This window comes from Mycobacterium sp. MFM001, from assembly GCF_003402475.1.
GTDB lineage: Bacteria > Actinomycetota > Actinomycetes > Mycobacteriales > Mycobacteriaceae > Mycobacterium.
This window is the reverse complement of sequence record NZ_BFAB01000005.1, coordinates 95,071-105,247: the sequence shown is the minus strand read 5'-3', so window position 1 is coordinate 105,247 and position 10,177 is coordinate 95,071. Positions and strand designations below refer to the sequence as shown.

11 protein-coding genes are annotated in these 10,177 nt (G+C 69.1%); 6 read left to right on the top strand and 5 right to left on the bottom strand.

Going from position 1 to position 10,177, the window contains the following annotated elements:
• Window positions 1-12 precede the first annotated feature (12 nt).
• Both MFM001_RS10400 and nudC read left to right on the top strand, forming a co-directional pair.
• Window positions 13-1,086, top strand: coding sequence for a TrkA family potassium uptake protein (locus tag MFM001_RS10400; protein WP_116375198.1), 1,074 nt, complete (start codon window positions 13-15; stop codon window positions 1,084-1,086).
• Window positions 1,087-1,089: 3 nt separating this feature from the next.
• Complete coding sequence (nudC, locus tag MFM001_RS10395; RefSeq protein WP_116375197.1) at window positions 1,090-2,013, top strand: NAD(+) diphosphatase; 924 nt, start codon at window positions 1,090-1,092, stop codon at window positions 2,011-2,013.
• On the opposite strand, the gene MFM001_RS10390 is transcribed toward nudC, so the two are convergent.
• Window positions 1,985-2,245 carry a hypothetical protein gene (locus MFM001_RS10390; RefSeq protein ID WP_238159086.1) on the bottom strand — a complete coding sequence of 87 codons (261 nt, stop codon included), beginning with the start codon at window positions 2,243-2,245 and terminating at the stop codon, window positions 1,985-1,987. The genes nudC and MFM001_RS10390 overlap by 29 nt on opposite strands.
• Window positions 2,242-2,496, bottom strand: a complete 255-nt coding sequence (mrx1, locus tag MFM001_RS10385; protein WP_116375196.1) for a mycoredoxin Mrx1 — start codon at window positions 2,494-2,496, stop codon at window positions 2,242-2,244. The genes MFM001_RS10390 and mrx1 overlap by 4 nt, the downstream gene beginning before the upstream one ends.
• A gap of 65 nt (window positions 2,497-2,561) precedes the next feature.
• Between mrx1 and MFM001_RS10380 the strand changes: the two genes are divergently transcribed.
• The 3 genes from MFM001_RS10380 (at window position 2,562) to MFM001_RS10375 (ending at window position 5,289) form a co-directional block, all read left to right on the top strand.
• A complete protein-coding gene (locus MFM001_RS10380; protein WP_192886906.1) occupies window positions 2,562-4,640 on the top strand; it encodes an ATP-dependent DNA helicase UvrD2 in 2,079 nt (692 codons plus the stop codon).
• Between the two features lie 148 nt (window positions 4,641-4,788).
• Window positions 4,789-4,917, top strand: a complete 129-nt coding sequence (locus MFM001_RS25080) for a hypothetical protein (protein WP_255422258.1) — start codon at window positions 4,789-4,791, stop codon at window positions 4,915-4,917.
• Between the two features lie 129 nt (window positions 4,918-5,046).
• A complete protein-coding gene (locus tag MFM001_RS10375) occupies window positions 5,047-5,289 on the top strand; it encodes a WhiB family transcriptional regulator (RefSeq protein WP_116375194.1) in 243 nt (80 codons plus the stop codon).
• Between the two features lie 52 nt (window positions 5,290-5,341).
• Here the strand turns inward: MFM001_RS10375 and MFM001_RS10370 are convergent, their stop codons facing one another.
• From MFM001_RS10370 to MFM001_RS10360, 3 genes are all read right to left on the bottom strand, one after another.
• Window positions 5,342-6,685 carry an AarF/ABC1/UbiB kinase family protein gene (locus tag MFM001_RS10370; RefSeq protein ID WP_116375193.1) on the bottom strand — a complete coding sequence of 448 codons (1,344 nt, stop codon included), beginning with the start codon at window positions 6,683-6,685 and terminating at the stop codon, window positions 5,342-5,344.
• Window positions 6,686-6,728: 43 nt separating this feature from the next.
• Window positions 6,729-7,514, bottom strand: a complete 786-nt coding sequence (locus tag MFM001_RS10365; RefSeq protein ID WP_192886917.1) for a cyclodehydratase — start codon at window positions 7,512-7,514, stop codon at window positions 6,729-6,731.
• Window positions 7,515-7,583: 69 nt separating this feature from the next.
• A complete protein-coding gene (locus MFM001_RS10360) occupies window positions 7,584-8,948 on the bottom strand; it encodes a zinc-dependent metalloprotease (RefSeq protein ID WP_116375191.1) in 1,365 nt (454 codons plus the stop codon).
• Window positions 8,949-9,117: 169 nt separating this feature from the next.
• Between MFM001_RS10360 and MFM001_RS10355 the strand changes: the two genes are divergently transcribed.
• Window positions 9,118-10,140, top strand: coding sequence for a PDZ domain-containing protein (locus tag MFM001_RS10355; RefSeq protein WP_116375190.1), 1,023 nt, complete (start codon window positions 9,118-9,120; stop codon window positions 10,138-10,140).
• Window positions 10,141-10,177: the final 37 nt, after the last annotated feature.

Genomic DNA, 10,177 nt, shown 5'->3' with positions numbered 1-10,177 from the left:
AGCCGATGAGTCGTGGCCAGCGCTAGCTGGCGGCGGTGGAGAGGTCTCGACGAGACGCTCACCGCCCAGCCCAGTTACGCGCTCGTCGGTGTGCTGCGCATCCCCGGGAGCGAAGCGAGCCCCGTCCGCGTCATCACCCGCCGGGTGGCCATCGCCACGGTGGCGTTGTTCGCCGCGACCGTGATTGTCTACCTCGACCGCGGCGGCTACCACGACGCCAACGGCCATCATCCGCTCACCTTCCTGGATTGCCTGTACTACTCGGCGGTGTCGCTGTCGACGACCGGGTACGGCGACATCACCCCGTTCACCGAAACCGCCCGCCTGGTGAACGTCGCGATCATCACCCCGCTGCGGGTCGCATTCCTGATCGTGCTGGTCGGAACGACGCTCGAGGTCCTCACCGAAACGTCGCGTCAGGCACTGAAGATCCAGCGTTGGAGGAGCAGAGTGCGTAATCACACCGTGGTCGTCGGCTACGGCACCAAGGGCAAGACGGCGATTGCCGCGATGCTGAGCGACGAGGTGCCTGCTGGCGACATCGTCGTCGTCGACACCGACCAGGCCGCCCTGGACCACGCCGCCGCGGCCGGACTGGTGACCGTGCGCGGCGACGCGAGCAGATCCGATGTGCTGCGGCTGGCCGGGGCCCAGCACGCGGCGTCGATCATCGTCGCCACCAGCCGCGACGACACCGCGGTGCTGGTCACGTTGACCGCGCGGGAGCTCGCGCCGAAAGCCAAGATCGTGGCGTCGATCCGGGAGGCCGAAAACCAGCACCTGCTGCGGCAATCGGGCGCCGACTCCGTCGTGGTGTCCTCGGAGACGGCCGGCCGGTTGCTCGGCATCGCCACCACGACACCGAGCGTGGTGGAGATGATCGAGGACCTGCTGACCCCCGACGCCGGGTTCGCGATCGCCGAACGGGAGGTGGAGCAGACGGAGGTCGGCGGCTCGCCTCGGCACCTGCGCGACATCGTGCTGGGCGTCGTGCGGGACGGCAACCTGCTGCGAGTCGACGCGCCGGAGGTCGACGCCATCGAGGCCAACGACCGGCTGCTCTACATCCGCAGCGTGGGGAAGTAGGCCGTGGATTTTCAGCTGCAGAACGTTCCGCTGCTGTCGCGCATCGGCGCCGACCGTGCCGATCAGCTGCGCACCGACATCGAGGCAGCGACCGCCGGCTGGGCCGATGCCGCGCTGCTGCGAGTGGACCACCGCAACCAGGTGCTGGTCGCCGAGGGCCGGGTGGTGCTGGGCGCGGCGAGCACACTGGCCGACAAGCCTCCGGCGGACGCGGTGTTTCTGGGCCTCATCGAGGGCGGCCGGCACGTGTGGGCCGTCCGCGGCCCGTTGGAAGCGCCCGAGGACCCCGAGGCACGTGTCGAGGTGGCGGATCTTCGCAGGGCGGGTCAGTTGTTCGACGACACCAGCGCGCAGCTGGTCTCGTCGGCCATGGCGCTGCTGAATTGGCATGACAGCGCCCGCTTTTCGGCTGTCGACGGCTCACCCACCAAACCGATCCGGGCGGGCTGGGCGCGGGTCAATCCGCTCACCGGGCACGAGGAATTCCCGCGGATCGACCCTGCGGTGATCTGCCTGGTGCACGACGGCGGCGACCGCGCGGTGCTGGCCCGTCAGACGGTGTGGCCGCAACGGTTGTTCTCGCTGCTGGCCGGGTTCGTCGAAGCGGGCGAGTCGTTCGAGATGTGCGTGGCCCGCGAGGTCCGCGAGGAGATCGGCCTGACCGTGCGCGACGTGCGTTACCTGGGCAGCCAGCCGTGGCCGTTCCCGCGCTCGCTGATGGTCGGCTTCCACGCGGTGGCCGACCCGGATCAGGAGTTCTCGTTCAACGACGGCGAGATCGCCGAGGCGGCGTGGTTCACCCGCGACGAGGTCCGCGCCGCGCTGGCAGCCGGCGACTGGGGCAGCAACTCCGATTCGAAACTGCTTCTGCCCGGGTCGGTTTCGATCGCCCGGGTGATCATCGAATCCTGGGCAGCGGCGGGCTGAGTCGATTGCCCGCCTCCTCCTCATCGCGCTCCGCGCTCTGCATCGTCGGCGGGCTGAGTCGATTGCCCGCCTCCTCCTCATCGCGCTCCGCGCTCTGCATCGTCGGCGGGCTGAGTCGATTGCCCGCCTCCTCCTCATCGCGCTCCGCGCTCTGCATCGTCGGCGGGCTGAGTCGATTGCCCGCCTCCTCCTCATCGCGCTCCGCGCTCTGCATCGTCGGCGGGCTGATCATCCGGCCAGCTCGGCCAGCTTCGCCTTGATCTCGCCCGCCCCCGGGTTGGTCAAAGTCGAGCCGTCGGCGAACTTCACCGTCGGAACGGTGCGGTTGCCGCCGTTGACCGAACCCACGAACTCCGCGGCCGCGGCGTCCTGCTCGATGTTGACCTCGTCGTAGGAGATTCCGGAGGCCTTCAACATCGTCTTGAGCCGATGGCAGTAGCCGCACCAGGGCGTCGTGTACATGGTCAGCGATGCGTTGGTCATGCCTCGTTTATAGACGGCGTGGCGGTGTCCGGGGTTTGTCGGCCTCCGCTGCCAAGATGGACGGCATGCCGGTAGCCGCAGACGCCTTGCTCGCCGACCTCGACGACGAGCAGCGCGAGGCGGTGCTGGCGCCCCGCGGGCCGGTCTGCGTGCTGGCCGGTGCCGGAACCGGCAAGACCCGCACCATCACGCACCGCATCGCTGCGCTGGTCGCCGCCGGCCACGTCGCCGCCGGGCAGGTGCTGGCCGTGACGTTCACCCAGCGCGCCGCCGGCGAGATGCGCGCCCGGCTGCGGGCGCTCGGCATCGGCAACGTCCAGGCCATGACCTTCCACGCGGCCGCGCACCGCCAGCTGCGCTACTTCTGGCCGCGCGTGGTCGGCGACACCGGCTGGCAGCTGCTGGACACCAAGTTCGCCGTCGTCGCCCGCGCGGCCAACCGGGCGGGGCTGCAGCTGAGCACCGACGACGTGCGGGACCTGGCCGGCGAAATCGAGTGGGCCAAGGCGTCGCTGATCTCCCCAGAGCAGTACCCCGAGGCGGTCGCGCAGGCCGGCCGCGACATCCCGTTGGACGCCACGCGGGTCGCCGCGGTCTACGCCGGCTACGAGTCGCTCAAGGCCCGCAGTGACGGCCCCGCGCTGCTCGACTTCGACGACCTGCTGCTGCACACCGCGGGCGCCATCGAAAACGACACGGCAGTCGCCGAGGAATTCCGGGACCGCTACCGCTGCTTCGTCGTCGACGAATACCAGGACGTCACCCCGCTGCAGCAGCGGGTGCTCTCGGCGTGGCTGGGCGAGCGCGACGACCTGACCGTCGTCGGCGACGCCAATCAGACCATCTACTCCTTCACCGGCGCCTCGCCGCGCTTCCTGCTCGACTTCTCCCGGCGGTTCCCCGACGCCACCGTGGTGCGCCTCGAACGGGATTACCGCTCCACGCCGCAGGTGGTGTCGCTCGCCAACCGGGTGATCGCGGCCGCCCGCGGTCGGGTGGCGGGCAGCAAGCTGCATCTGGTCGGCCAGCGCGACCCGGGTCCGGTCCCGTCGTTTCACGAGCACCCCGACGAGGTCGCCGAGGCCGCCGCGGTGGCCAAGGCCATCGCCAAGCTCGTCGAAAACGGCACCGCGCCGGCCGAGATCGCGGTGCTCTACCGGATCAACGCCCAGTCCGAGGTGTACGAGGAGGCGCTGACCGAGGCCGGCATCCCGTATCAGGTGCGCGGCGGCGAGGGGTTTTTCAGCCGTCAGGAGATCCGCCAAGCGCTGTTGGTGTTGCAGCGGGCCGCGACGCACGGCGCTGAGGGAGAGCTGCCGGACATGGTACGCGGGCTGCTCGAACCACTGGGGCTGACGGCGGAGCCGCCGGCGGGCACCCGGGCCCGCGAGCGCTGGGAGGCGCTGAGCGCCTTGGCCGAACTGGTCGACGAGGAGGTGGCGCACCGTCCGCACCTGGATCTGCCCGGTCTGCTGGCCGAGTTGCGGTTGCGCGCCGACGCCCGCCACCCGCCGGTGGTGCAGGGCGTGACGTTGGCGTCGCTGCACGCCGCCAAGGGACTGGAGTGGGACGCGGTGTTTCTGGTCGGCCTGGCCGACGGCACGCTGCCGATCAGCCACGCGCTGGCGCACGGCGCCGACAGCGAACCCGTCGAGGAGGAGCGCCGGCTGCTCTACGTCGGAATCACCAGGGCCCGAGTGCGTTTGGCGCTCAGCTGGGCGTTGTCGCGGACGCCGGGCGGGCGGCAGAGCCGCAAGCCGTCGCGGTTTCTCAACGGGATCGCCCCGCAGACGCAGTCCGACCCGACGCCGAGTAAGCCGCGGCGCAACCGCGGTGCCGCATCGCGCTGCCGCATTTGCAACAAGGCGCTGACCACGCCGACGGCCATCATGTTGCGTCGCTGCGAGACGTGCGCGGCCGACATCGACGACGAGTTGTTGCTACGGCTCAAGGACTGGCGGCTGCGCACCGCCCAGGACCTCAAGGTCCCGGCCTACGTGGTGTTCACCGACAACACGCTGATCGCGATCGCCGAAATGCTGCCCACCGACGACGCGGCACTGGTCGCGATACCCGGTATCGGTGCCCGAAAGCTGGAGCAGTTCGGACCCGACGTGCTAGAGATGGTCCGGAGTCGGGGCTAAACGTGCGTGGCGATCGCAAGCGCGGCGAAGCCGGGCGCGGCGGGTCGCCACAAAATCGCAGGTCAGAAAATCGCTTGCCGCCGTGGGCTGCTACGATTTAGCCTCGAACCGCATTCTTACGGCACACGCACGGAAGGAGGGAGCCACGATGATCACCATGAACGCGTTCGGCGTAGGCCTGGCCGGCGTTGGCTCCCGCCATGCCGCTTCGGCGGCGCCGCGTCATCGCCGCATCGCCGCCGCTACCAACGCGTCCGTGGATCGGGGCTCCACCTAGGTTCTAGGAAATAGCTCTCGATGGCCACGGACTCGAAATCAGATCCGTGGCCATAGTTTTCGGGTCGGCATCCCGCCACCTGGTCCGGATCTTCCAAAGACCGCCACAGACCAGGAAGGTGACCAACACATGTCGACTCTGGAGTTGCCGTGTAATCGCGAGCCAGACCTATGGTTCGCCGACAGCCCGGCCGATCTGCAGCGCGCCAAGGCGCTGTGCGCCGACTGCCCGATCCGCGTCCAGTGTCTGGCCGCGGCGCTGGAACGCGCAGAGCCGTGGGGTGTGTGGGGTGGCGAAATCCTGGACCGCGGTTCGATCATCAGCCGCAAACGGCCCCGCGGACGTCCGCGCAAGGACGCCGTCGCGGCTTAGACGTCGCGCGGCGACCCGCTGCGCCCGGCTTCGCCGCGCTTGCGATCGCCACCTAGACCACCGCGGTGTCGGGCTCGGCGAAGCCGGGAATCAGTTCCTCCGAGAGCGCCTTCATCGGCACATGCGCGTCCAGCTGACACAGGATCGCGCCCACCGACGCCAGCACCCGCATCGGCATCGCCAGCTTGGCCGGCAGATCCAGCTGTCGCACTGTACGCATCTGCGCCATCGACCGGTCGATCCGGTGGGCGGCCGCCCGCTGTAGCCACTTACGGGTGTAGTGGAACACCTCCACTTCGACCGGCTCGACGTGCTGGCGCAGCATGTCGTCGATGTCGCGCACCGACACCTGCTGGCCCTTCTGGATCAGGCCGGCCTTTTCCATGGTCGGCAGCAGCAGGTCGTAGTTCTTGTCCCGGGCCAGCCGAATCGACATCCCGAGCTCGATGGGGAAGCCGCCGGGCAGTGGAGCGACCGCGCCAAAGTCGATGACGCCCATCCGGTCGTCGGGCAACAGCATGAAATTGCCGGGGTGGGCGTCGCCGTGGATCATCTCCACTCGGCGCGGCGCGTCGAACGTGAGCTCCGCCAGTCGGGTGCCCATCAGGTCGCGCTGTTCGGTGGTCCCGTTGCGAATGATCTCGGACATCGGCACGCCCTCGATCCATTCCTGGATGACGACCTTCGGCGCGCTGGCCACGACGTGCGGCACCACGAAGTGTGGGTGGTCCTGGTATGCCTTGGCGAAGACGCGCTGGTTGTCGGCCTCCAGCCGGTAGTCGAGTTCCATCTCCGTGCGCGAGATCAGTTCGTCGACGACGCCCTGGACGTCGGCGCCGGGGGAGAGTTGCTTGAGCACGCCGACCATCCGCTGCATGGTCTTCAGGTCGGCGCGCAGCGCCTCGTCGGCACCCGGGTACTGGATCTTGACGGCAACCTCGCGCCCGTCGTGCCAGACCGCCTTGTGGACCTGCCCGATGCTGGCCGAGGCCACTGGGGTGTCGTTGAAGTCGACGAACCGGGAGCGCCACTTGGTGCCCAGCTGGGCGTCGAGCACCCGGTGCACCTTGTGCGCCGCTAGCGGCGGGGCGTCCTTCTGCAGCTTCGTCAGCGCTTCGCGGTATGGCTCGCCGAACTCCTCGGGGATGGCCGCTTCCATCACCGACAGCGCCTGGCCGACCTTCATCGCGCCGCCCTTGAGCTCACCGAGAACGGTGAAAAGCTGATGGGCGGCCTTCTCCATCAGCTCGGCGTTGACTTCGTCCCTGGACTTGCCGGTCAATCGCTTGCCCATGCCGAGCGCTGTGCGACCGGCGATGTTCACCGACAGGCCAGCCAGCTTCGCGTTGCGCGCAGCGCGGCCCCGCTTGATGTCTGTCACACACCCATCATCCATGACGACCCGGCCGTCGCCCGCATCGAGTTGGCAACAACTGATGTCAACAAGAACACAGTGGGTGCCGCGGCCAGTGCCGCGCCACGATCGAGCCGGCATGGACGTCGAACTCGAGGGTGGCATCCAACACCGCGGGCGGGTCGGCGTCCCCGCCGCGCACCGCGCCGATCACCCGGTTGACCTGGCTGAGCGCCAGGGCCGCCGTCGCCAGCAGCGTCGCACGATCAGCGGTGCCGACGGCGTCCCGCAGTTGGGCGGCGACGGCCGGCCACGCCGCGTCGCGGTCCCGACGATGAAGATCTGCGCAGCTCAGGCAGCTGGTCACCCCGGGGATCACCAACGGTCCGACCAGCCCGGCGCCGTCGCGCACCCGGACGGGCAGATGAGCGACGCGCTGGCTGTGCAGCTCGCGCACCATCCGTGGGTCGGCGACCAGGTAATCCGACAGGACCACCAAGTCGGCAGTGACCACGGCATGCGGCTGGCTGCTGTGCTTGATCCGGGCGCCCGAGCAGCGCAATGCCCCGAGCAGTAGATCCGACAGCGGTCCGCGGCCATGGACTCGGATCGACGCCGACCGCCCGGTTCGCGGGCGACTGCGGGTGGCGACGCCGGCTTCGACGAGCTGTGCGACGAGATCGTCCAGGTCCTGCGCCGAGACCACGCCCGCCTGCCGGTGCAGCTCGCTGATCGGCAGCGGCGAGTGCATGCCACGCAGCAGCGCGGCCAGTTCAACGGCGGTCAGGCCGCGCGGCGGTTGGACCAGCACGGCACGGCGCGGATCCCAGCCGATCTGGACCGCGCCGTCGGGACGCACCAGCACCGGCATCGCCGGATCAAGCGCGTACAGCGTGCTCGGCACAGTCGCGACTGTGCCACGCCGGGCGCGACGGCCGGCTCAGCTATCCACAGACCCGTCCGGGCCTTGGTCGGTGCCGCGTTCGAACTCGGCGATCGCCTCGTCGATACCGCTGGTGTCGCCGCCGATGACCCGGTCGATGAAGCCGGCCGGCTCGTCGAGATCCTCGGCATCGGGCAGCAGATCGGGGTGCTGCCACACCGCGTCGCGGGCGTCCACGCCGGCTGCTTGGGTGAGGCGCTCCCACAGCACCGCGGCTTCCCGCAGTTTGCGCGGACGCAGTTCCAAACCGACCAGCGTCGCGAACGTCTGCTCGGCGGGCCCGCCGGTGGCCCGGCGCCGTCGCAGCGTCTCGGCCAGCGCGGCCGCACCGGGGATGCGATCGCCCAGCGCCGCGGTCACCACGGTATGCACCCAGCCCTCGATCAGCGCCAGCAGTATCTCCAGCCGTTCGAGCGCCTGAGTCTGCTCCGGCGTTGCCTTGGGCTCGAACACGCCCTGCGTCAACAGATCTTCGACCGCGCTCGGATCGCTGAGCGATGCAGGGTTGAAATCCCTTGCCAGCTCCTCGATTCCGGCCATGTCGATCTTCATGCCCTTGGCGTAGGCCTCCACGGCGCCGAGCAGCTGACTGGACAGCCACGGCACGTGACTGAACAGCCGGTGGTGGGCGGCCTCGCGCGCGGCCAGGTAAGTCACGATCTCGCTGCGCGGCTGCTCCAGCCCGTCGGCGAAGGATTCCACCGCGGCCGGTAGCAGGGCGGCAATTCCCTTGGGGCCCAACGGCAAACCGATATCGGTGGACGTCAGCACCTCGCGGGACAGCCGGCCCAGCGCCTGGCCCAGCTGCGAACCGAACGCCATGCCGCCCATCTGCGACATCATCGACAGCAGCGGGCCGGCCATGTCCTTGGCCTCGTCGGGCAACGCCGCCGCCCACACCGTGGCGATCTGCTGAGCCATCGGGTCGCACAACCGTTTCCAGGTTTCCAGCGTGCCCTCGACCCAGTCGGTGGGGCTCCACGCGACGGCCTTAGCGGTGCCGGCGGGCAGCGCCGTGGCGCCGTCCAGCCACGTCTCGGCGAGGTGTACGGCATCGCTGATCGCCGAACTGGTGGCGGCCGGGATCGGCGGCACGAAACCGATCGAGCTGGATGCCAGCTGACGCGCCAGTTCGTAGTTGACCGGGCCGGAGGACTTGCCGGACGCCATCGCGGTGCCGGCGCCGCTGAACATCTGCCCGAGGCGGGTGAAGATCTGGCCCAGGTCGGCCATGTCGAAATTGCCGCCCATTCCGAATGGGTCGGTGGAGCCCGAGTCGTCTTTGCCCGGCTTGTCGCGCTCGGGATCGTCTCCGGCGGAGAAGCCGAAAGGCAGGTCAGCCATACCCCCAACGGTACTCATGGCCGAACCGCCCCGAGCGATCCGCGGTCACGCTGTGAGTGAACCGCCCCTGTGGCGATCGCCAGCGCGGCGGAGCCGGGCGCAGCGGGTCGCCACCACGACACTTTAGGGTAGGCGACGTGACCGGCGGCGACGATGCAGAGCGAAGCGATGAGGAGGAGCGGCGCGTATGAATAGGCGGATTCTGACGCTGATCGTCGCGCTGGTGCCGATTGTGGCCTTCGGTGTGCTGCTCGCGGTGGTGACGGTGCCGTACGTGTCGCTGGGTCCGGGTCCGACGTTCGACACGCTCGGCGAGGTCGACGGCAAGCAGGTGGTCGACATCGAGGGCACCCAGACGCATCCCACGACGGGTCACCTGAACATGACGACGGTGTCGCAGCGCGACGGGCTGAGCCTGGGGGAGGCGCTGACGCTGTGGCTGTCCGGGCAGGAGCAGCTGGTGCCGCGTGACCTGGTTTACCCGCCCGGCAAGTCGCGCGACGAAGTCGACAAGGCCAACAACGCCGATTTCCGCCAATCCGAGGACAGCGCCGAGTACGCCGCGCTGGGGTATCTGAAGTACCCAGAAGCGGTCACCGTGGCGGCCGTCAGCGACCCGGGACCGTCGAAGGGCAAGCTGCAGGACGGCGATGCGCTCGACGCGGTCGACGGCACGCCGGTGGCCAATGTGGAGCAGTTCACGTCGCTGCTGAAGAAAACCAAACCCGGGCAGGCGGTCACCATCGACTTTCGGCGCAAGAACGCCCCGCCGGGTAGTGCGCGGATCACGCTGGGCACCAACCCCGATCGCGACTACGGCTTTCTGGGAGTCTCGGTGCTGGACGCGCCGTGGGCGCCGTTCGTCGTCGACTTCAACCTCGCCAACGTCGGCGGGCCTTCCGCCGGGCTGATGTTCAGTCTGGCCGTCGTCGACAAACTCACCAGCGGTGATCTGGCCGGTTCGAAGTTCGTCGCGGGCACCGGCACCATCACCGCCGACGGCAAGGTGGGCCCCATCGGCGGCATCGTGCACAAGATGATCGCCGCCCGCGCGGCCGGGGCGACGGTGTTTTTGGTGCCGGCCAAGAACTGCTACGAGGCAAGCTCTGACAACCTGCCCGGACTGCAGCTGGTGAAGGTCGAGAACCTCGGGCAGGCGGTGGATGCGCTGCACGCCGTGACGTCGGGTGGGCAGCCGCCGAGTTGCTGACGCCTGCGTACAGTTGTGACCGTCGATACAAATGAGG

Bases quoted from the DNA above. Each gene is read 5' to 3' on its own strand.
- MFM001_RS10390 (WP_238159086.1), bottom strand. From the start codon at position 2,245: ATGATCAGCCCGCCGACGATGCAGAGCGCGGAGCGCGATGAGGAGGAG.
- mrx1 (WP_116375196.1), bottom strand. From the start codon at position 2,496: ATGACCAACGCATCGCTGACCATGTACACGACGCCCTGGTGCGGCTAC.
- MFM001_RS10380 (WP_192886906.1), top strand. From the start codon at position 2,562: ATGCCGGTAGCCGCAGACGCCTTGCTCGCCGACCTCGACGACGAGCAG.
- MFM001_RS25080 (WP_255422258.1), top strand. From the start codon at position 4,789: ATGATCACCATGAACGCGTTCGGCGTAGGCCTGGCCGGCGTTGGCTCC.
- MFM001_RS10375 (WP_116375194.1), top strand. From the start codon at position 5,047: ATGTCGACTCTGGAGTTGCCGTGTAATCGCGAGCCAGACCTATGGTTC.
- MFM001_RS10370 (WP_116375193.1), bottom strand. From the start codon at position 6,685: ATGGATGATGGGTGTGTGACAGACATCAAGCGGGGCCGCGCTGCGCGC.
- MFM001_RS10365 (WP_192886917.1), bottom strand. From the start codon at position 7,514: ATGCCGGTGCTGGTGCGTCCCGACGGCGCGGTCCAGATCGGCTGGGAT.
- MFM001_RS10360 (WP_116375191.1), bottom strand. From the start codon at position 8,948: ATGAGTACCGTTGGGGGTATGGCTGACCTGCCTTTCGGCTTCTCCGCC.
- MFM001_RS10355 (WP_116375190.1), top strand. From the start codon at position 9,118: ATGAATAGGCGGATTCTGACGCTGATCGTCGCGCTGGTGCCGATTGTG.